Origin of the sequence: Shewanella indica (assembly GCF_002836975.1) — a bacterium.
Classification (GTDB): domain Bacteria; phylum Pseudomonadota; class Gammaproteobacteria; order Enterobacterales; family Shewanellaceae; genus Shewanella; species Shewanella indica.
Genome location: NZ_NIJK01000044.1, coordinates 111053 through 132691, shown reverse-complemented (window position 1 = coordinate 132691; position 21639 = coordinate 111053). Strand labels below are relative to the sequence as shown.

Sequence of the window (21639 nt, the reverse complement as noted above, 5' to 3'; positions counted from 1 at the left end):
GTCCGCTCCGCCAACTTAAAGAGAAAGCCTCATCGAAAGATGAGGCTTTTTTCGTTTTGATTCTTTTCTGCAAATTTACAGAGTCATCCTTATAGGTCAGGAATATCCCGGTTCTTGAGGTTGACGATTGAGAATGCATAAGTGCTATCGTTATATTCGCTTTGGCTGTAGGATTCGTTTGAGTCTGTGACTTGGGTACTTAACCGAAATTTTTTTGTCGTTATAATAGTCATATTCTATTACAGGTGATGATTGTGGATTGTCGTATCGGTTGCGGTGCCTGTTGTATTGCACCCTCCATCAGCAGTGCCATTCCTGGGATGCCGCAAGGTAAACCTGCAGGGGTTCGTTGTGTGCAACTTGATGACAACAATCTATGTCGCCTCTTTGGTTCCCCTGAACGTCCCGATGTGTGTAGTGATTTCTCCGCATCGGTAGATGTATGTGGTAACAGCAACGAAGAGGCGCTCTGGCTGATAGGCTCTTTAGAGGTGGAAACCTCTTTCTGAAGGTGAAAGATGCAGTTAACGCGTTATACAGATTTTGGAATAAGAACTCTTATGTATCTGGCAATTCAACCGGAGCGTGAGACGTTATTTCGAATCGCAGAGATCACAGAGGTTTTTGATCTTTCACCTAATCATGTCTCCAAGATAGTACATCACCTGGGTAAGCTGGGATATTTGCAAACAATACGCGGCAAGAGCGGTGGTTTTCGTTTGGGGATGACTCCGGAGCTGATCAATGTCGGCGAGCTGGTGCGGGCACTGGAAAATTCACTGGCGCCTATTGATTGCAGCAAGCCTTATTGTCGGCTGACTCCTGCTTGTCAGTTGAAAGGGGTCTTGGCTCAAGCTGTGGATGCCTATCTGGCTGTGCTCGACCGTTATACCCTGGCAGACATTGTCAGTAACCAACAGGAGCTGCGAGCCTTGCTGCCGGATCTGGAAATCCCTGTATTACAACTCTGATTAGAGTTTTTCACCGCTGGTATTCTGCTTCTGGGCCAAAGAGATTGGCAGTAAGTTAGATACAGGCACCAGAGTGACTCCTATCTTTGCCAGCTCTGGCAGTCTCTTCTTGAGGAATTGCATACTCTCTGGGTAAGGGTGAGCTATCATCAAGGCTTCACCTTCGCTTTGGGCCTTGGCTATTGCCAAGTCCAACTGTCTTTCGAAAGCCTGTTCGGTTAGTTGATTATCCAAGAATACCTGACGTCTCAGCAGCGGAACACCCAAGGCATCGGCCTTCTCGCCAGCTTTAGTGTAGCGGGTAGTAACACTGTCAATAAAGAAGTGATCTTCCTGTAGCAATACTTCCATTAACCAGCCCATAGGTTGCTCGAGTTGAGTCAACAAACTCCCCATATGGTTGTTACTTCCCCTGGCAAAGGGCACACTCTGCAAGGCTTGTTTGAGAGTTGCTTTAAACTCGGTTTCTGACATCTGGTTGTTGAGTCCACCAGGCCCCATGGCCTTGCCGTTAAGCGCCTGCATAGGGAGGTGCACCATGATTTCGTGGCCCTTGCTGTGAGCCTGGCGAGCCAGTTGTTGCCCGAGAGGAGTATGTGGCAATACAGACAAGGTTACAGCTACTGGTAAAGATAGGGCGGCCTTATCTGTATGGCGGTAGCCAATATCATCGATGACGATTGCCAGTCTTGCTCCCCACGCAGGAGAGCAACTAGCGACTAGCAGTAGTAGATAGAAACAATAGCGCACTTTTGATGTTAATTTTATTTATTTGATTGTATCCATGCCACCGCCGAGTTGATGGCTCTATCGCTGGCGGTATCTGCATGGGGAGATATGAGGTCGATTATAGGCACAGTTTTGTTATCGGAAACAGTATTGGGTGCGATTTTTATATCGGGTTCTACCCCTTTGGCGTTGATATCCTGGCCTTTTGGGGTGGTATAGCGGGCTATGGTCAGCTTGATGGCATTACCATCGACAAGTGTTGGGATCAGGCTTTGTACTGTGCCTTTACCGAAGCTGGTTTCACCTATCACCTTGGCACGGTTGTTCTCCTGCAACGCCGCCGCCAGCACTTCGGAAGCCGAGGCTGAACCGCGATTGATCAGCACTAATATGGGCACACCGGCCAGCATGGTTTGCGGAGATGCATAATAATCTGAGTTGGCATCGAAGAAGCGTCCTTCGGTAGCGACTATGCGGCCCTTATCCAGAAATAGATCCGCTATCCGAATCGCCTGATCCAGTAAACCGCCGGGATTGTTACGTAAATCCAGAATCAAACCATTTAGAGACTGCTGTTGCCACTCGCTCAACTGGTGGACTATGTCACGGGTCGAATCTTCCTGAAAACTTGCCAGGCGAATATAGCCAATGTCGTTAGTGAGCATTTTCCCAAGCACAGAGTGGATGCTGATAGTGGCCGGTTTGAGGCTGACTTCAAAGCTGACATCCGAGTGAGCATGATGCAGTTGCAGCGATAACTCACGGTTGCTGCTGCTGAATTGCTTTATTTGGCTAAGCACCTCTTCCAGAGACTGCTTGGCAATACTCTCACCATTGACGGCAGTAACAATATCGCCGGCCATGATCCCGGCTTGTTCGGCCGGAGAACCGGGAAAAGGCGCGATAATTCTGAGCTTTTCCCCTTCAGTGGACACTTCAAAGCCGTAGCCGAAGTATTCCCCACGGTTGCTGTCTCTGAGGCTGCTCATCTGCTCCGGTTTCAGAAAGCCGGAATAAGGGTCGAGATGTTGGAATATGCCTTCAATGGCGGCATCGACAAGCTCTTTGCGGCTGATATCCCTGACGTAGTAGGTTTCCACTGTATCCATCACATCCAGCAATAATGAAAGCTCGTGGGTGTGACTGGGTTTGGGAAAGTTTTCGTGGCTGGCCAGGCTGAGAGAGACTCCCATGATGATACCCAAGCCGATATACAGCAGGTTGCGAATAGAGTTGCCCATGTTGCCCCCTTTGAAGTACCGGGGGCTGATGATTAGCGCCGACAGTAATTTGCCGGGTCGACAGCTTGCCCCTTATGCCTTATTTCAAAGTATAGGCCAGGCTCGGTTTGTCCTCCGGAACGTCCTACCAGTGCCACGGCTTCGCCGGCCTTGACTGAATCGCCTGCATCTTTCAGCAATGCCTGGGCGTGGCCATAGAGGCTCATATAACCTTTGCCGTGGTCGACAACCAGCACCATACCAAAACCGCGCAGCCAATCGGCATAGATCACCTTACCTGCGGCTACGGCACTGACAGACTGGCCCTCTGGAGCAGACAGCATGACACCTTTCCAGCGTACACTGCCGGAGCGCTGACTGCCAAAGCTGTTTTTGATCCTGCCCTTGGTGGGCCAGTTGAGGGCGCCACGGGACTTGGCCAACCCTTCCATGCTGGGGCTATCGCGCATAGCGGCCAGAGCTTGCTCGACAACCCGCTTCAGTGAGGCTTCTTCTATCTGCAGTTGCTCCAGCTCCGAGGCCTTACTACTGATGGTGCGTTGCAGTTCCTTCAGTGTTTGCTGTCGTTGATCCTGTTCTTGATTGAGGCGTTTGGATTGAGCCTTCTGATCCAGTACCAGCTGGTTGAGTCTATTGCGTTCCTGCTGCTCGCTCTGCTGTACTGCCGATAATTCCTGACGGGTCTGTTTCAGTTGTTCTATGGCCTGCATTCTGGCCTTGTTGAGGTATTCATAGTAAGCCAGCATTCGTTCTATGGTGGCCGGGTCTTGCTGGTTGAGCAGCATCTTGCTGTAGTCATGATTTCCGGCGAGATAGGCGCTGGTCAGTTGCTTGGCCAGGGTTTGCTGTTGGCTTTCTTTGAGCTTGTCCAGTTGTACGGCTCTTTGTTTCAGGTCTGCAAGGCGTTTTTCGGTATCGCGGAGGGCATTTTCTGTGTGGTTGACCTTACGGGCGGCATCGGCAATAGCCTGTTCGTCTTTTTTCAGCAGTTGCAGCAGTTTTTCCCGTTGTTTGCCTGTGTCTCTCAGGGCATTTTGCTGAGCGGTGATCTGGGATTGCAGTGCCTTTAACTCGGACTGACGCCGCTCCAGATCGGATGCCTGCAGCTGAGAGGAAAACACGAGAAAGCCAGCAAGTATGCTGGCTTTGGCTAAAATACGCTTCTGCACCGGGTCAGTGTTACTCTTTTGTATGGATTAACGGACGCCCTGTCATTTCGTCAGGAATGCTCTGTCCCATTAGTGTCAGCATGGTTGGGGCGATATCACTCAGGCGGCCACCTTCATCGATTGTGGCCTTGCGGCCGACATAGATAAAGGGCACCAGCTCACTGGTGTGGGCGGTATGAGCCTGGCCCGTGGTTTCGTCCACCATCTGCTCGGCATTGCCATGGTCGGCAGTGATGATGCACTCACCATCTACCTTGGCCAGTGCGTCCACTACTCGGCCTATGCAGGCATCTACAGCTTCGCAAGCCTTGACCGCAGCATCAAACTTGCCGGTATGGCCAACCATGTCACCGTTGGGATAGTTACAGATAATGACATCATATTTAGTTGATTCAATAGCTTCAACTAACTTATCTGTCAGTTCTGTCGAACTCATCTCGGGTTGCAAGTCGTAGGTGGCGACTTTGGGCGAGTTGATCAGAATACGGTCTTCACCCTCGAATGGTTGTTCTTTGCCGCCGTTGAAGAAGAAGGTTACGTGGGCATATTTCTCGGTTTCAGAAATACGCAGCTGGGTCAGACCGCGATTCTGCAGTACCTCGCCCAGGGTGTTGACCAGGTCTTCCGATGGGAAGGCTACCGGAGCCTTGATATCGGCGGCATACTCTGTGAGCATGACAAAGTTGACCTTGGGCGTCACTGCGCGTTCAAAACCATTGAAGTCCGGATTGACGAAGGCGCGGGTGATCTGTCTGGCGCGGTCGGCACGGAAGTTCATGAAAATTAGCGCATCGCCATCGTGCAGCTTTGTGGCCTTACCTTGATCCAGAATCGCTGTTGCGGCAACAAACTCATCGTTTTCATCGCGGCCGTAGGCAGCTTCCAATGCGGTTACGGCAGAGTCGGCACTGTAGTTACCCTCACCTTGAGTGATCAGATCGTAGGCTTGGGAGACTCGGTCCCAGCGATTGTCCCTGTCCATGGCGTAGTAGCGGCCAACGATGGAGGCTATGCGACCTCGGCCTAATTCGGCAAACAGCTTGTCGAAGTGTTCCAGACTGGCTTTAGCACTGCGTGGCGGGGTATCGCGCCCATCGAGGAAGGCGTGCAGGTAAACCTGCTTGGCACCACGTTTGACGGCCATGCGGCACATGGCTTCAAGATGATCTTCATGGCTGTGAACACCGCCGGGTGACAACAGCCCCATGATGTGTACTGCGCCGTCTGTTTTGATGGCGGCGTCGACAGCCTCGATCAGTGCTTGAGTTTGCTCAAATTCGCCATCTTCAATGGCCTTGCTGATGCGGGTCAGTTCCTGATAAACGATACGGCCGGAACCAATATTGATATGACCCACTTCAGAGTTACCCATCTGCCCGTCAGGCAAACCTACATCTTTACCTGAGCCGGAAATCAAACTGTGGGCGTATTCGGCGTTGAGTCTGTCGAGAACCGGAGTGTTGGCATGATGTACGGCATTCATATGCGTGCCTTCACGATAACCCCAGCCGTCCAGAATAAGCAGTGCCAAAGGACGTTTGCTTGTGTTCATGTTGATACCTGTAAAGTTGAAAGAGTCGGTCAAATCTGAAATTGGTTAAATATTACTACGTCTGCCCTGGGGGCAAAAGCCATTTACCCCGATTGCGACAATTGGAAGGGTCGCGATTTAACGCCGACTCAAGGGGCAAAACTGCGGCGAAACAGCTGCAATCTGCCTGGCCTCTGGGTATACTCTGCGCTTGTCCTAATATGGCCCAATAGATAACAGGCAGTAAAAAATGCAGGAATATATAGAGTTTCTTAAAGCCCACCCCATGCTGAGCCTGGCCTGGGCGGGGTTGTTTATCGCCGTGATTGTAACCCTGTTCAAATCCGGTTTTTCCAAGGTTAAAAGCGTAGATCATCAGCAGGCGATTTTCTTGATGAATAAGGAAGACGCCAAGGTGGTCGATGTGCGAGCCAAGGACGATTTTCGCAAGGGACACATTCTCAATGCCTTGAATGTGCCTATGGCCGATATCAAAAATAATCAGACTACCAACCTTGAAAAGTACAAAACCACACCCATTATACTGGTATGCAACGCTGGCATGACCTCATCTCAAGCGGCTCAGATTTTGGTTAAGCAAGGCTTTGAAAAAGTCTTTAACCTCAAAGGTGGTATGGGTGATTGGCAGGCAGCAAATATGCCTGTATCCAAAAGCAAAAGATAATGAGTGTCGGCGGTTGTCATTGCATTAGGCGCCGCTCTGTTAGTAGAGTGGCCATACTGAAGTGGCAACCGGCATCCTGAGTTCTGTTCCGGCGCTGAACAGATGAATAGCAGGGATGATGACTGGGAGTCGCAATCGACCCGAGTAACATACACCCTAAACACCGGCTCATTGCAAGCCGAGACTAAATGGATAGGTAGGAATTATGGCTGAAGTAGCAAACAACGAACAACAAGCCCCACAGTTCAACATTCAACGTGTGTATATCAAGGACGTTTCTTTCGAAACTCCTAACAGCCCAGCGGTATTCCAGAAAGAGTGGAATCCTGAAGTTAAGCTGGATCTGGATACCCGTAGCGCCAAGTTGGCCGACGACGTTTTTGAAGTAGTACTGTCACTGACTGTGACCGCCAAAAATGGTGAAGAAACAGCTTTCTTGTGTGAAGTACAACAAGCCGGTATCTTCTCTATCTCTGGTCTGAGCGATCCTCAACTGGCTCATTCTCTGGGCGCTTACTGCCCTAACATCCTGTTCCCTTATGCCCGTGAAACCGTGGCCAGCCTGGTATCCCGTGGTACTTTCCCACAGCTGAACCTGGCACCTGTGAACTTCGACGCCTTGTTCGCTCAGTATGTGCAGCAGCGTCAAGCTGCCGCCGAGCAAGCTCCGGCCGAAGAAGCAAACGCGTAATCAGCCGATGAAAGACACTGCCGAAATAACGGTATTGGGGGCGGGCTCTTATGGCACCGCCCTTGCCATTTCTTTGGCCAGCAATGGACACAGTACCCTGTTGTGGGGACATGAACCCGAGCATGTGGCTAAACTCGCTGCCGAGCGCAGTAACCAAGCCTTTCTTCCCGGAATAGCCTTTCCCGACTCCCTGGTGATGGAGGCCGATCTGGCCAAAGCATTGGCGGCGTCGCGAAATATTCTGGTGGTGGTGCCAAGTCATGTCTTCGCCGAAGTGCTGGCTCAGGCCAAGCCTCTGCTGCGTGATGATGCCCGCATCATTTGGGCTACCAAGGGGCTGGAGCCGGAAAGTGGCCGCCTGTTGCAGGATGTTGCCCGCGATGTGCTGGGGGAGAAATATCCGCTGGCGGTATTGTCCGGACCGACTTTTGCCAAAGAGCTGGCGGCAGGTTTACCAACCGCCATCTCAGTGGCCGGTACTGATGCCGAGTTTACCCAGGATCTGGTGGAACTGCTGCACAGCCCCAAACGTCTGAGAGTGTATGCCAATGACGATTTTATTGGCCTGCAGCTCGGTGGCGCGGTCAAGAATGTCATCGCTATAGGTGCCGGCATGTCCGACGGTATAGGCTTTGGTGCCAATGCCCGTACAGCCCTGATCACCCGTGGTTTGGTGGAGTTGAGCCGTCTGGGGGAAGCCTTGGGCGCTCATGCATCTACCTTTATGGGAATGGCGGGTCTTGGGGATCTGGTGCTGACCTGTACCGATAACCAATCGCGTAATCGTCGCTTTGGTTTGGCATTAGGTAAAGGTTGTGATGTCGATACTGCCCAGGCTGAAATCGGTCAGGTGGTTGAAGGTTACCGCAACACTAAAGAGGTCTACACTCTGGCCAAGCGCTTGGGAGTCGAGATGCCGATCACCGAGCAGATCTATCAAGTGTTGTATCAGGGCAAATCGCCTATTGATGCGGCCAAAGAACTGCTGGCCAGAGAGAAAAAGTCGGAAACCTCGGCAGACTGAGTCATCTCCAATCCCGGAAAAGGATGCTATAACAGCGTCCTTTTTTTATGGTTCTCGCTTCCAGCGAGCACGACTTAACATGCAGCCCAAAGCTGCTGGCGCAGTACCCGATTATGAGCAAAAGCCAGTTATTGAACTGGCTTTTTATGAGGGCTACCGACAGTAACCCTGATGAAAGTTTCCTTAAAACGGCAAGCTGAAGCCTATGCTGACAGTACGGCCCATGCCCTTGAAGTAACGATTGTTGTTAGCCATAGTCTGTGAGTAGTAACTGTAGTAGTCCTTATTCAGCAGATTCTGTAGCCCCAATGTCAAAGTGCCTTGGTATAAGGGCATAGAGAAGGAGGCATCAACCGTGACATAGCCGTCAAACTCGGCGTACTCTTCACCATTGGCCTTCTTGAAGCTACGGTCCATATAGTAGTTGGCCTGAATCCGCCCACTCATCTCGGCATCGAACCTGTGTTCCCAGAATAGGTTGAGACGATTGGGTGCTATGTTGGCGCCGTCGAGATCTGTGTCTGTGCTGCCATCTTTATTTGAGTCATACTCCCCTTGTTGCAGCGCCAGGTTCAGCCCCAGATCGTCGTCATTACCCAGGTAAGCCGTGACATTGGCTTCCAGTCCCTGGATCACGCTCTTTTCCCGTTTCACATTGTAGAAGCCGTCTTCATTCAGGGCTAAACGGGCACCCAGTTTGGCCTCGGAGCGATACAGGGCCAGCTTGGCTGCCAACAACTCGCCTTGATAGTCCAAGCCCAGTTCATAGTTGTCTGTGACCACGGGCTCCAGCGTCAAGGAACCTTCCACGCTGGGGTTCTGGTCCGGGAAGCTGTTGCCGTCACGCAGAATTCGCCCTATGTCGGCCATACCAAAACCTTGGCTGTAACTGGTATAGAGGCGCAGCGCTGAGCTGAAGTTATAACTGGCACCTATATTGAACAGGGTTTCATTGAAATCCGGTTCGCCACCGGCAACCTGTTTGTGGCCAGAGGCCCATAGGGTTTGGAAATCATCGACCTTGAGTTTGGCATATTCATAACGAACGCCGCCGGAAATAGTCAGGGCATCCAAAGGTGAGAAGCTCAACTGGGCATAGGGGGCGATATTGTCGTAACGGGTCTCGGGTACCCAGGAGCGTCCGGTCTGTACCAGATCCTGCTCTGTGGTATCGCTGAAAAGGTCTACCCCATAGGCCAGATCCACACCGCTGTCGGCGAGATTATTAGCGATCATCGATGCCTTGAGGCCCCACTTGTTGGACTTGTTGCGTGACTGGTCATAGAAGTACTGCTCGCCATTGGCGCCGGTATCACAGGTCGTCAGATTCGCAGCACCTTCGAAGGCCGGATCATAGAAGCTGCCGAAACAGCCACCGCCATAGACACCCTTGAAGTTCTGGTTGAACAGTTGCAGCTCCAACTGCTGCCCGGCGATGTTGCGATGCTTATAGGTGAGACTGCTGGTGGTGACCTTGTTGTTGGCAGCCTGCCAGGGTTGTTTCTGTTTCACCGCCGACGTTGGAGTATCTGTGGCGACACTACCTTTGACCGGCATCCAGTCACCATTGTTGTCCATATCGTAGTGGTTGACCATCAGCTCCAGTCGCGACTCGCTGAACTCATAGCCCAACTTGAGGAAGAAGTCCTTGCTCTGGCTGTCCATCGACTCGCCCTGGGTGGTGTCGACACCTATGACATCATCGTTGGCATCATAGTAAACGCCATTGCTGTGGTATCCCACTGAACCCAGCATATCCAGGTTGCCGCTTTGGCCGGAGAAGGCATAGTTGGCACCAAAGCTCAGGCTATCGGACTCGAAGCTGGTGGGAGAGGACAGATCAAAACTTACCCGACTTTCGTTGTCGCCGCTGGGTTTCTTGGTGATGTAGTTGATGATGCCGCCCTGAGCACCAAGGCCGTGCATGGCGTTGGCTCCATGGATAATTTCAATTCGTTCTATCATCATGGGATCTATGGTTTGGCCTGAACGACCACCACTGCGCAGAGGGTTTGACTGAGGCACGCCATCTATCATGATGAGTGGGGCGCGGCCACGCAGGGTTTCACCTGTATTGGTCATTTTCTGGCGGCTGGGGGAGAAGCTGGGGGCCAGGTTGCCCAAAATGGTCGACAAGTCCCGGGTGGTGGCCAACTGTTGCTTGAGCTGTTCCTGGTCTATGACGGTCACAGTATTGGGGATGGCACTGAGTGGTTTTTCCATCCGACTGGAAGTGATGACCATGGTTTCCATTTGGGGCTCTTTGGCGTAAGCCGCCTGGGCTGCCAGCCCGGAAAGGACTGACAGAGCGACGAGGGAGCGAGTGAATTTCATCGTTATTCCTAATGTTTGCCATCTTGGAAGACGGCTTATTGGTTTGCGGTTTCCGGCGCTCCTTGCCAAGTTGATAAATACAAATCATTGTTATTTGCATAACGGCTAAGGAGTATAAAATAGGCTGGTTTTCTCTGTCCATAGCTGTGATGAATTTTTGTAAAGAGTGTCAAGGAGCTAAACCTGGGATGTGATTAGCTGACTAAAGGCCGGAATCTCGCTCTCCGGCTATGAAACTTTCAGGCTGCCTGTGGTATGGTTGGCGCATCTGAATTTTGTCAATCCAACAGATCCTTACTATGCATAATATTGCTCAGATTATTGCCCAGGAGCTGAATGTTCGTGAGCAGCAGGTTGCTGCTACCATCAGCTTGCTGGATGAAGGTGCAACAGTGCCTTTTGTTGCCCGCTACCGCAAAGAGGTGACGGGGGGGCTGGATGATACCCAGCTGCGTAACCTGCACTCTCGTCTAGGTTATCTACGGGAGCTTAACGATCGGCGTCAGGTGATCCTCTCCTCGATTGATGCTCAGGGAAAACTGACCGCCGAGCTGAAGCACGCCATCAATGAAGCCGACAGCAAGACCCGGCTCGAAGATCTGTACTTGCCCTATAAACCCAAGCGTCGTACCAAGGGCCAAATTGCTATTGAAGCCGGTATTGAGCCCTTGGCCGATGCCCTCTATGCCGCCGCCGGCAGCGCCGCCATGGATCCTGAGCAGGCCGCCGAGGCCTATCTCAATCCGGAAGCCGGTTTTACCGACGCCAAGGCGGTGTTGGATGGTGCCCGTTATATCCTGATGGAGCGGATCGCCGAAGATGCCGAGCTGCTGGCCAAGGTGCGTAACCACCTGCAACAGTCGGCTGTCATTGAAAGCCGACTGATCTCCGGCAAGGAGAAGGAAGGCGCTAAGTTCCGCGACTATTTTGAGCACACTGAAAAACTCAGCTCTGTGCCTTCTCACCGGGCGCTGGCTATGCTGCGTGGCCGCAATGAAGGCGTGTTGAGTCTGTCGATGAATGCCGACCCTGAGGCAGAAGCCAAAGCGGGGAGCTATTGTGAGGTGATTATCGCTGAGCACTTGCGTCTTAAGCTGAGTGACAGCGCTCTGGATAACTGGCTGAAGACGGTTGTCACAGCCACTTGGCGGATCAAAATCGCCCTGCAGATGGAAACCGAGTTTATCACCAGAATGCGCGAAGCGGCGGAAACCGAGGCGATTAAAGTCTTTGCCCGTAACCTGGGTGACTTACTGATGGCGCCTCCCGCCGGAGCCAAGGCCACCATGGGACTGGATCCCGGGCTGCGTACCGGAGTTAAGGTGGCGGTGGTCAACGACACAGGCAAGCTGGTGGGCCATACCACTATCTTCCCTCATGCGCCGCAAAACCAGTGGGACAAGTCGATACGCACTCTGGCTAATCTGGTCAATATGCACAAGGTGGAGCTGATCGCCATAGGTAACGGCACGGCTTCCCGTGAAACCGACAAGCTGGCCGCTGAAGTGATTGCCATGGTCAAAGACAGCAACCCCGGCATCACTAAGGTGATGGTCAGTGAAGCCGGAGCCTCTGTCTATTCGGCCTCTGAGTTGGCGGCCAATGAGTTTCCTGATCTCGATGTTTCACTGCGCGGCGCCGTGTCCATCGCCAGACGGCTGCAGGATCCGCTGGCGGAGTTGGTTAAGATTGAACCTAAGTCCATTGGTGTGGGTCAGTATCAACATGATGTCAGCCAAAGTCAGCTGTCGGCTTCTTTGGAAGCCGTGGTTGAAGACTGTGTAAACGGCGTCGGTGTCGATGTGAATATGGCTTCCATGCCGCTGCTGAGCCAGGTGGCCGGTCTTAACCGCACCTTAGCCAAAAATCTGGTGGAATATCGCGACGAACACGGCCGCTTCAACGACCGTAAAGAACTACTCAAGGTGCCACGTCTGGGGCCCAAGGCCTTCGAACAGGCCGCCGGCTTCCTGCGGATCCGTGAAGGCAGTAACCCGCTGGATGCATCGGCCGTTCACCCCGAAGCCTATTCGCTGGTGGAAAATATCGCCAAGCTTAAGGGTAAACCGGTTGCTGAACTGATAGGTAACAGCGATCTGCTGAACAGTATCAATCCGGCCGAATTCATCACAGACGCATTCGGTCTGCCGACAGTAACGGATATCCTCAAAGAGTTGGATAAGCCGGGACGTGACCCCCGGGGCGAGTTCAAGACAGCCAAATTCAAAGATGGGGTTGAGGCGCTAAAGGACCTCAAACCTGAGATGATCCTCGAAGGCGTGGTGACCAATGTCACTAACTTTGGTGCCTTTGTCGATATCGGCGTGCATCAGGATGGACTGGTGCACATCTCTTCATTGACCGACAAGTTTGTCAGCGATCCTCATACCGTGGTTAAGGCCGGTGATGTGGTCAAGGTAAAGGTCATGGAGGTAGATATTGAGCGTAAGCGTATAGGACTGTCGATGCGCCTGGACGAAAAGATTGAGCCAGGCAAGCCACAACAAAGAGCAGGTAAGCCGCAGGCCAAGGGCAATAAATCTGGTCAGGGCAAACAACGTCCTGCCGCCAAGCCACAGCCAGTGAATGCCGCCATGGGCAATGCGTTTGCCGATGCCTTTGCCAAGTTGAAGAAAAACTGATCGACAAGTTGTTGAATACCTATTAACAGTCCGACAGTTGATGAATCCCTCGATAATTATCGGGGGATTTTTTTATACGCGATTTTCTGTTGCTAGTACTCGAACCAATAATGTCGTTTCCCGCTAATCATGAGTTCTGACACTTTTCCCCATCTTTTGCGAACGGCTTCACCCTCAGGTGCTAAAGCCAATAACAAACAAATGTTAATGAAACTTTATCTTATCCTTTCTGTCATAATTGCGTGGCAAATCGGCTCTTTCTGGGGGTTGGCGTGCGGTAAATCGTCAATTTTTTAACAAACGCCAAGGCAAAAGAGTGGTGAGGAACCCTGGAAATGATGTTTTCTCGTTTTAAATTTACTGGACCGTTTCGTAGTGTACTGACTTTCAGTTTATTGGCTCTGTTATGCCTGATGTTGAGTCGAATTGGGCTGGGGCTTTGGCAATATGAACGGGTAGCAGCCGTTGGTGGTTGGACTCATCTGTTGTTGCAGGGGCTGCGGGTAGATGTGGCCATGCTTTGTTGGCTCTGGGGGGTTGTGGCACTGGGTACAGCCTTGTTTGGCGGCGAACATTGGCTCGGACGTTGCTGGTCTTGGATACAGCGTCTGTGGTTGACTCTCGGGCTTTGGTATTTGCTGTTCTTGGAGTTGTCTACACCCTCCTTTATTGAAGAGTATGGTGTCAGGCCAAATCGCCTCTATGTTGAGTATCTTATTTACCCCAAAGAAGTGCTTTCCATGCTTTGGAGTGGCCGCAAGCTGGAGTTGATCCTTTCCGTGGTTTTGTCTGGAGCCATCCTTTGGAGCGGTTGGAAACTCTCAGGTTACCTCTGTCGCAATTGTCGTTTCCCCAAGTGGTATTGGCGTCCGGTACTTGGTGTGCTGATCATTGTCTTGTCCTTGGCGGGGGCCAGATCCACTCTTGGTCACAGGCCTTTGAATCCGGCCATGGTGGCCTTCGCCGATGATCCACTCGTTAACTCGTTGGTGGTCAATTCAGGTTACTCGCTGGCTTTTGCTATCAGCCAAATGAATAACGAGGCCGACACATCGTGGATCTATGGCGATATGGACAGAAAGGAGGTCTATCAAATAATTCGCCAGGAGAGTGGTCGTGCGCCGGCTGACTTTATATTAGACAAATATCCCAGCTTGAGTCAGAACCAGGCCAGCTATCGTGGTAAACCCAAGAATATAGTCATCATATTGCAGGAGAGCCTGGGTGCTCGTTTCGTTGGCAGTTTGGGGGGCTTACCACTGACACCTAATCTGGACGCCCTGGCCAATGAAGGCTGGTATTTCGAGAGTCTGTATGCCACGGGTACACGTTCAGTTCGAGGCATAGAGGCGGTGACCACTGGTTTTACCCCCACGCCGGCGCGTTCTGTGGTGAAACTCGGCAAGAGTCAAAGTGGTTTCTTCAGTCTTGCTGCATTGCTGCAGACTCAAGGGTATTCCACCTCCTTTATCTACGGTGGTGAAAGCCATTTTGACAATATGCGCAGCTTTTTTCTCGGCAATGGCTTTAGCACCATAGTCGACCAGAAAGACTATCCTAAACCTGCCTTTGTCGGCTCCTGGGGGGCTTCAGATGAAGATCTAATGCGCAAGGCCGACTCAGAGTTCAAGCGCCTTCATGCCGAGGGCAAACCTTTCTTTAGCCTGGTGTTCAGCTCCAGCAATCATGATCCCTTTGAATTCCCTGATGGCCGTATTGAACTGTATGAACAGCCAAAACAGACCCGCAACAATGCTGCCAAGTATGCCGATTACGCCATAGGTGAGTTTTTTCGATTGGCGAAAGAGGCTGACTATTGGCGTGATACCCTGTTTCTGGTGGTGGCCGATCATGACAGTCGGGTTTCCGGGGCGTCTTTGGTGCCAGTGCCCAGATTCAGGATCCCCGGCTTATTATTGGGTGAAGGGATAACGGCTAAGCGGGACCCGCGGGTAGTGAGTCAGATAGATCTGCCGCCAACGCTGTTGTCTTTGGCCGGCATCGATGCCACCTACCCCATGTTGGGAAGAGATTTGTCAAAGATGCCCGATAACTGGCCGGGCAGGGCCTTGATGCAGTACAACAAAAACTTTGCTTATATGCAGGATAACAAAGTCACTATATTGCAGCCGGAGAAAGCGCCTGCGACCTTTGATTACGATCCAGTTAGGGAGCAACTGCACGCCGCGCCACTCTCTGAATCAATGGCTCGCACGGCGCTTGGGTTGGCACTATGGGGTAGCGTGGCGTATCAGGAAGGTTTGTATAAGCTGCCGCCCATGGATCAAGCCAGTGCAGAGATACCGGCTGCAGGCATAGGCTCGGTGCATTGATGGTAGAAGGTATCGATTCTCTGCCCCAGCTCGCGATAAAACTGCGGTGCTTCATTCGGCATGGGGTGAGGCCCATTATTTAATACAACTGTGGGTTTGAGATACGTAGAAGCTTCAAACTGACGGTTACGTATATCGCGGCGATCCAGAGCCGGCTTGCTGAGTAGATTCAGCAGCAGAGGCTTACTGCCTTGGCGCCGCTTTTGCTCTTGCTGCTGTTGTTGACCGGATTGTTGTTGGCGCTCCTGGACTCTGTCGGCCAGTCTGGCCTGTTGCTGCGCCGAGTCTGCAGTGCGCTCGTGCTGCGGGTTGAAGGCTCGCTCTTCATGGCCTTTACTGGGTTGCTGCGGCGGAATGACCGGCGGTCTTTGCTGGCTCTCTACCCGAGCAGCATCTGTCGCGGGATTACTGGTCGCGATCGGTACCTGTGGATAGTGTGAGACAAGTTGCATAGGGCATTCCTTACATTGCTGACCAAATAATAGTCAATCAGGGCAAGGAATTAAAGTCTTTCTCTGTTAGCCAGTTATTTAGCCCTTCAATAAACTCCTGAGGATGGGAAATAAAGGGGGCGTGTGATGCCTTGGGCAGCAGTAAATCTGTGGTTGATGTGTTACCCGGCAAGAGGTTCGCGACTCTTCTCGGCACCAGCCCATCCAGCCTGCCCCAAACCCTGAGCCAGGGAAGGGCGAGTCGCTCCAGTCCGGGGCGTAGATCCACCTTGGCCAACATCTCCAAGCCTTGCGCCAGAGCCTGTTCATTGGGTAGCGGCCGCGCCAGAACCAGCTCGCGAATGGTGCGAATATCGTCGCGGGCGCTATCGCTGCCCATAGCTTGGATCGCCAGAAACTTTTCTATGGTTCGCTGCAGATCCTGTTGCAGTTGTTCGGCAAACTGAGTCAGCACATTAGGTGCTATTCCAGGCCATTGGTTATCGCTCCTGGCCATAAAGCAGGGAGAAGAGGCGACTGTGATAAGCCCGGTAACTCGCTCTGGAAAGCGCTGAGCTACCCGGGTGGCAACCAGGCCACCAAGCGACCAGCCCAACCATACTGCCTGTGTGGGCAGAGCTGCCACCAGGGCGTCCACCCAGTCATCTAGCTCCCCGTCAATGGTTTGGCTAAAACCAAATCCCGGCAGGTCGACACTGTGGACTCTATACTGAGATAACCCAGGCAGCAGGGGATGAAAAACGGCACTGTTGACGCCCCAACCGTGGAGCAAGATCAGATCCCGTCCCTGTCCCTGGCTTTCGATATGCAGACTCACTGAAACACCTCATGGAAGATTCGTTATGTGGAGCCCTCTATTGGCAGGATGCCGGGCCCTATTGGCCGCCAGTTTACCCAACCGTTGCCTCTTGTGTCATCAGCAGATCCCATCATCTAGTCAGGGGGTGTGTGCCTGTTGTCTTGCTGCCAGTTGCTACCGACAACCTATCTGCCTCGGCTGTGGCCGGGAGTTGGTTGTTATTGGTCGCTATTGTGGTTCTTGTATGAAACACAATCCTATCCCTGTGGTGGCTCCGGCCAGCTACCACTCGGCATTGGGGCCACTTGTCGGCCGAGTCAAATACCAGCAGGATTTTGCCCCGCTGCCGGCATTGGTTCGGGCCTTGTCTTGCAGAGTAAGGACGTTGGCGACCGCCGGACTTATCTGTTGGCCCCAGGTCTTGGTGCCTGTTCCTTTGCATCCGGCAAGGCTGCAACAGCGGGGCTTCAATCAGGCCTGGGTGATTGCATCCATGTTGAGTCAAGAGTTGGCGCTGCCGCTGGAGGATTCTTTGCTGCTACGGGTCGCGGATACCGCACCCCAGGCTGGTCTCAGTGGTAAGGCCCGCAGGCGTAATCTGGCCAAGGCGTTTGCCGTGAGCGGGGCACCAAAGTGGCAACGATTGGTGTTGGTGGATGATGTGGTGACGACAGGCACCACTATCCGGGAAGCCGCCAAGGCTCTGGCTCCCTGGTCACCGGACATACAGGTGTGGTGCCTGGCCAGAGCAGAAGCGCCCGGATTGAGTCATAGCTCCTGAGCGGCTAAAGGTGGTAAGTATGTGTCAGCTAAATATCAAGATTCGACTTGAAATTGTGGAAGATAAAATCGAGATCCCGACAACAAAAAACTCAGCTCTATCGCTTTCGGGACTACAAAGCGCATGACAGTCGGAGTATGATATCGCTAATTCTTACTAATTTACTCAGGTTTACCCTGACGGAGCAGGTTGTCATGATTACCATTTCCGAAGCAGCTCAGGCGCACTTTGTTAAACTCCTGGATGGTCAGCCGGAAGGCACTCATATTCGGGTCTTTGTTATCAGCCCTGGGACTCCTCAGGCCGAATGTGGCGTTTCATATTGCCCACCGGATGCGGTTGAAGCCGACGATATCGAGTTGGAATTCAATGGCTTTAAGGCCATGGTCGATGAAAAGAGCGCCCCTTTCCTGGAAGAAGCCAGTATTGACCTGGTGGCCGATCAGTTGGGCTCACAACTGACTCTGAAAGCGCCCAACGCCAAGATGCGTAAAGTGTCTGATGATGCTTCACTGACCGAGCGCTTGGAGTATATGATCCAGGCCGAGATTAATCCCCAGCTGGCCAGCCACGGCGGTCACATCATGTTGGTGGAGATCACGGACGACGGCGTGGCGGTACTGCAATTTGGCGGTGGTTGTAACGGTTGCTCCATGGTCGATGTGACCCTGAAAGATGGTATTGAGACTCAGCTGTTGGAGCGTTTCCCCGGTGAATTAACCGGTGTTCGTGATGTAACTGATCACCAACATGGCGACCATTCTTACCAGTAATTCTGGTATTTGGCTGCCAAAGAAAAGGACAGTATTGAACTGTCCTTTTTTATTGCCATCAGGCCTGGATAAAGTGGTGTTGGCGCCAGAGAAAGTGCAGCCCGAGACTCAGGCTACGCGCCAGCATAAAGGCACTCATCGCAACCCATAGAGCATGGTTACCCAGAGGTTGCAGTATGAACCAGACCGGGAAAAATACTGCCAAGCTGGCGAAAATCATGCTGTTACGCATCACTTTACCCTTGGTGGCACCAATATAGACACCGTCAAATAGATAGGAAGCAAATGCCAGCAGCGGCAGGACGATAAGCCATGGCAGGTAGAGCAGGGCGGTGTGGCGAACCTCGGGAATATTGGTCAGTATGCCGATGAGTTGCTCACCGAAAATCCAGAAACAGCCGCTGAAGCCCAGGGCTATGATGGCCGACCAGCTAAACGCCAAGGCGACCGCTTGCCTGAGTGCATCCAAGTGTTTTTGTCCCATAGCTCGGCCCACTTCGGCCTCTGCGTAGTAGGCTATACCGTCCAAAGCGTAAGAAATCAGCAGCAACATATTCAATAACACGGCATTGGCTGCGACAGTTTCATCGCCAAGCCCGGCTCCCTTGAAGGTCATAAAGGCGAAGGTGGCCTGCAAACACAAGCTGCGGATAAAGATATCCAGATTCAGGCTCAAGAGGCGACTAAAGTCGCGGGGATGTAACTGCCCGAGTAGCTCAGCAATAGGCGGCACATTGAACAGTTTTAACTGGCGCAACACCATAGTACAGGCTACGGCACAGGCTGTCATATCGGCGATGACGGATGCCAGGGCCGCGCCTTCCACGCCCCAACCCAAACCTATAACAAACAGCAGATCCAGAGCTATATTGGCGCAGTTGGCGATGATCAACTGCCACATGGCGGCCTTGGGTTGTTGACGGCCCAGCAGCCAGCCAAGTAGAGACAGGTTCAGTAGTGCAAACGGGGCCGACCAGATACGAATGGAAAAGTAGCTGGCAGCGTAGTGGCTGACTTGCTCACTGGCATCGGAGAAACTGGCGGCCAGGCTGAGTATCGGCCCTTGCAACAGCAGAGCCATCAAGCCGAGGAAAAGTGCCAGCGAGCCGGCTTGCAACAACAGCAGCAGTTGCCGTGGTTTGTCATCGGCGCCATAGGCTTGGGCAACCAGGCCCGTGGTAGCCATACGCAGAAACCCCAGCAACCAGAACAGCAGTGTTATAATGGTCGAACCAACGGCGACGCCCCCGAGATAATAGGCGTCACTCAAGTGCCCTATGACAGCCGTATCCACCAGACCCAGTAGCGGCACTGTGATGTTGGACAGTATCATTGGAAGCGCCAGTGCAAACAGCTGGCGGTTTTTTTGCCTGTCGAACAGGCCAATGCTGGTGGTCATAATTTCTCAGAGGTTAATGATGTTGAAAAAGCTGTGCTTTTTGCTCTGCAGTTGTCTTGGGCTGATAAGTTCGCCCACCCTGGCGGCAGTCATTCTACAGTATCACCATGTTTCTGGCAGCTCGCCGGCCAGTACCAGTGTGACTCCGGCCCAGTTTCGGGAACAGATGCAGTATTTGGCTGATCATGATTTCAACGTGGTGCCGCTGACCCAAGTGATAGAGGCGATTCGTCGGTCTCAAGCGCTGGCACCGAGAACGGTTGCCATCACCTTCGATGACGGTTACCTCAGTATTGCCGAGGCGGCGCACCCAATACTGAAAGAGTTTGGTTTTCCTTACACACTGTTTGTGGCAATAGAACCGATAGAAAAGGGTTATCGTGAGATGATGAGCTGGGAGCAGCTCAGAACACTGGCGGCAGAAGGCGCCGAGATTGCCAATCACAGTTGGGGGCATGAGCATCTGATCCGCCGCTATGCCACCGAAACCGAGGAGCAGTGGCTGGCGAGAATCGAAGCCAATCTACTGGCGACCGAGGCCCAAATTGCCAAAGAAACCGGCGACAATCTGAAGATAATCGCCTATCCCTACGGCGAATATAACAGCCAGTTGGAGGCCTTGTTGCAGCGACTGGGATTTGTTGGCTTGGGGCAGCAGTCTGGTGCGGCAGGCCTTCACTCTGCTTTGACCTCTTTGCCGCGATTCCCCGTGGCCGGCGCCTATGCCGATATGAATGCTCTCAAGGTGAAACTGCATAGCCTGAATATGCCGGTGCAGGCCATCTCCCCCAGTAACCCTGAGTTACCCATGGGCCAGTGGCGGCCTGAACTTGAGGTGACTTTGGACATGAGCGATATCAATCAGTCGCAGCTCATGTGTTATGTGCAGGGGCAGGGCGCCAAGAAACCTCAATGGTTGTCGGCGAATCGTTTCCGAATTCAGGCTGAACTGGACTTGCCGCCGGGGCGATCCAGATACAACTGTACTGCTCCCAGTAAACGTCACGGCAGCTATTATTGGTTTTCCCAGGCATGGGTTAGGCCAAAGGATGACGGAAGCTGGGTCAAGGAGTAGTCAGTAATTGCAACAACCTGGCCGGGATATTCGCCAGTGGCAACTGCTCGTTGCAGGCATTGAGTGCCACTGCCGAGCCCGGCATACCCCATACCACGGAACTGGCCTCATCCTGGGCTATGGTGTGGGCTCCCGCTTGATACATTTTCAGCAGGCCGGCCGCACCGTCTTTACCCATGCCCGTGAGAATCACCCCTATCGCCGACTTAGCGGCAATCTCGGCAATGCTGTTGAACAGCACGTCCACCGAGGGTTTATGGCGGTTGACGGTTTCTGTGTCCAGCAGTCTGGTGTAGATATGTGCACCGCGACGTTCAACAACCAAGTGCGCATGGCCCGGTGCCAGATAGGCAACGCCCTGAGTCAATTTTTCCCCGCCCTGAGCCTCTATCACTTCCATTCTGGCGTGTTGGTTGAGGCGGCGGGCAAATGAAGTGCTGAAGGTCGCGGGAATATGCTGGGCTATGACTATGGGGGGGGTATTTTCCGGCAGCGGCGCCACTACCCGTTGAATGGCTTCAGTACCGCCGGTGGAAGCGCCTATGGCTATGATGCGGTGCTTGAGTTTGGCATCGCTGCTGAGCGGCGCCGAGCTGCCATATTGTGGGGTAACATGACTGGCGGCGGCCAGATGAACCTTATCGATCAGCTCTTGCTGATAGTCCAGTAGCCTGTTGGTCAAGTCCTGTTTCGGTTTGGCGATAAAGTCGACCGCCCCGAGGGACAAGGCCTCTAAGGTCACATCGGCGCCGCGCTCGGTTAAGGACGACACCATCACCACAGGCATGGGTCTTAGACGCATCAAGTTACGTAGAAAGGCCAGGCCATCCATCTTGGGCATTTCCACATCCAGGGTCAACACATCCGGCTGCAGTACTTTAATCATCTCTCTGGCTTTATAGGGGTCTTCGGCGCAGCCGACGACCATAATGTCTTTGGCCTGGCTGAGCATATGACTCAGCAACTGGCGCACTAGTGCCGAGTCGTCGATAACCAGTACTCTTACCATG

19 protein-coding genes are annotated in these 21639 nt (G+C 52.7%); 10 read left to right on the top strand and 9 right to left on the bottom strand.

Annotated features, from left to right (window positions below):
• The first annotated feature begins 254 nt into the window (after positions 1-254).
• Both CX650_RS15245 and CX650_RS15240 read left to right on the top strand, forming a co-directional pair.
• Positions 255-509: a YkgJ family cysteine cluster protein gene (locus CX650_RS15245; RefSeq protein WP_039035350.1), complete on the top strand. Its 255-nt coding sequence runs from the start codon at positions 255-257 to the stop codon at positions 507-509.
• A gap of 9 nt (positions 510-518) precedes the next feature.
• Positions 519-971, top strand: a complete 453-nt coding sequence (locus CX650_RS15240) for an Rrf2 family transcriptional regulator (RefSeq protein WP_039035305.1) — start codon at positions 519-521, stop codon at positions 969-971.
• On the opposite strand, the gene CX650_RS15235 is transcribed toward CX650_RS15240, so the two are convergent.
• Genes CX650_RS15235 through gpmM form a run of 4 tightly spaced genes read right to left on the bottom strand, consistent with a single transcriptional unit; the run spans position 972 to position 5662 of the window.
• Complete coding sequence (locus CX650_RS15235) at positions 972-1721, bottom strand: divergent polysaccharide deacetylase family protein (protein WP_101096287.1); 750 nt, start codon at positions 1719-1721, stop codon at positions 972-974.
• A gap of 14 nt (positions 1722-1735) precedes the next feature.
• Complete coding sequence (locus tag CX650_RS15230) at positions 1736-2941, bottom strand: S41 family peptidase (protein WP_101096286.1); 1206 nt, start codon at positions 2939-2941, stop codon at positions 1736-1738.
• A 32-nt stretch (positions 2942-2973) separates the two neighbouring features.
• Positions 2974-4110, bottom strand: a complete 1137-nt coding sequence (locus CX650_RS15225) for a murein hydrolase activator EnvC family protein (protein WP_083399748.1) — start codon at positions 4108-4110, stop codon at positions 2974-2976.
• Positions 4111-4120: 10 nt separating this feature from the next.
• Positions 4121-5662, bottom strand: coding sequence for a 2,3-bisphosphoglycerate-independent phosphoglycerate mutase (gpmM, locus tag CX650_RS15220; RefSeq protein WP_039035309.1), 1542 nt, complete (start codon positions 5660-5662; stop codon positions 4121-4123).
• A gap of 229 nt (positions 5663-5891) precedes the next feature.
• Between gpmM and CX650_RS15215 the strand changes: the two genes are divergently transcribed.
• The 3 genes from CX650_RS15215 to gpsA all read left to right on the top strand — a co-directional run bounded on the left by CX650_RS15215 (position 5892) and on the right by gpsA (position 8041).
• Complete coding sequence (locus CX650_RS15215) at positions 5892-6326, top strand: rhodanese-like domain-containing protein (protein ID WP_071475747.1); 435 nt, start codon at positions 5892-5894, stop codon at positions 6324-6326.
• A gap of 205 nt (positions 6327-6531) precedes the next feature.
• On the top strand, positions 6532-7017 hold the full coding sequence (gene secB / locus CX650_RS15210) for a protein-export chaperone SecB (protein ID WP_025010842.1): 486 nt from the start codon (positions 6532-6534) through the stop codon (positions 7015-7017).
• A gap of 7 nt (positions 7018-7024) precedes the next feature.
• Entirely contained in the window at positions 7025-8041 is a 1017-nt protein-coding gene (gene gpsA / locus CX650_RS15205) for an NAD(P)H-dependent glycerol-3-phosphate dehydrogenase (protein WP_071475746.1), read from the top strand.
• A 183-nt stretch (positions 8042-8224) separates the two neighbouring features.
• Here the strand turns inward: gpsA and CX650_RS15200 are convergent, their stop codons facing one another.
• Entirely contained in the window at positions 8225-10375 is a 2151-nt protein-coding gene (locus tag CX650_RS15200) for a TonB-dependent receptor (protein WP_101096285.1), read from the bottom strand.
• A gap of 299 nt (positions 10376-10674) precedes the next feature.
• On the opposite strand from CX650_RS15200, the gene CX650_RS15195 reads away from it, so the two are divergent.
• Together CX650_RS15195 and CX650_RS15190 are read left to right on the top strand one after the other, a co-directional pair.
• Positions 10675-13017 carry a Tex family protein gene (locus CX650_RS15195; protein WP_101096284.1) on the top strand — a complete coding sequence of 781 codons (2343 nt, stop codon included), beginning with the start codon at positions 10675-10677 and terminating at the stop codon, positions 13015-13017.
• A 338-nt stretch (positions 13018-13355) separates the two neighbouring features.
• Complete coding sequence (locus CX650_RS15190) at positions 13356-15350, top strand: LTA synthase family protein (RefSeq protein ID WP_101096325.1); 1995 nt, start codon at positions 13356-13358, stop codon at positions 15348-15350.
• Here CX650_RS15190 and CX650_RS15185 read toward each other — a convergent pair.
• Entirely contained in the window at positions 15302-15802 is a 501-nt protein-coding gene (locus tag CX650_RS15185) for a hypothetical protein (protein ID WP_039035314.1), read from the bottom strand. The two genes, CX650_RS15190 and CX650_RS15185, sit on opposite strands and share 49 nt — an antisense overlap.
• A 37-nt stretch (positions 15803-15839) precedes the next feature.
• Positions 15840-16619, bottom strand: a complete 780-nt coding sequence (gene bioH / locus CX650_RS15180; protein ID WP_039035315.1) for a pimeloyl-ACP methyl ester esterase BioH — start codon at positions 16617-16619, stop codon at positions 15840-15842.
• A 226-nt stretch (positions 16620-16845) separates the two neighbouring features.
• On the opposite strand from bioH, the gene CX650_RS15175 reads away from it, so the two are divergent.
• Both CX650_RS15175 and nfuA read left to right on the top strand, forming a co-directional pair.
• Positions 16846-17382 (top strand): ComF family protein, encoded by a 537-nt coding sequence (locus tag CX650_RS15175; protein ID WP_229800006.1) that lies wholly within the window; start codon positions 16846-16848, stop codon positions 17380-17382.
• 194 nt (positions 17383-17576) lie between these two features.
• The gene (nfuA, locus tag CX650_RS15170; RefSeq protein ID WP_039035317.1) at positions 17577-18155 is read left to right on the top strand and encodes a Fe-S biogenesis protein NfuA; all 579 of its coding nucleotides are present in this window, start codon (positions 17577-17579) and stop codon (positions 18153-18155) included.
• Positions 18156-18213: 58 nt separating this feature from the next.
• Here nfuA and CX650_RS15165 read toward each other — a convergent pair whose 3' ends face one another.
• Positions 18214-19554 (bottom strand): MATE family efflux transporter, encoded by a 1341-nt coding sequence (locus CX650_RS15165; RefSeq protein WP_101096282.1) that lies wholly within the window; start codon positions 19552-19554, stop codon positions 18214-18216.
• 19 nt (positions 19555-19573) lie between these two features.
• Between CX650_RS15165 and CX650_RS15160 the strand changes: the two genes are divergently transcribed.
• A complete protein-coding gene (locus CX650_RS15160; RefSeq protein WP_101096281.1) occupies positions 19574-20629 on the top strand; it encodes a polysaccharide deacetylase family protein in 1056 nt (351 codons plus the stop codon).
• Here CX650_RS15160 and CX650_RS15155 read toward each other — a convergent pair.
• Positions 20619-21638 carry a protein-glutamate methylesterase/protein-glutamine glutaminase gene (locus tag CX650_RS15155; RefSeq protein ID WP_101096280.1) on the bottom strand — a complete coding sequence of 340 codons (1020 nt, stop codon included), beginning with the start codon at positions 21636-21638 and terminating at the stop codon, positions 20619-20621. The genes CX650_RS15160 and CX650_RS15155 overlap by 11 nt on opposite strands.
• Position 21639 lies beyond the last annotated feature (1 nt).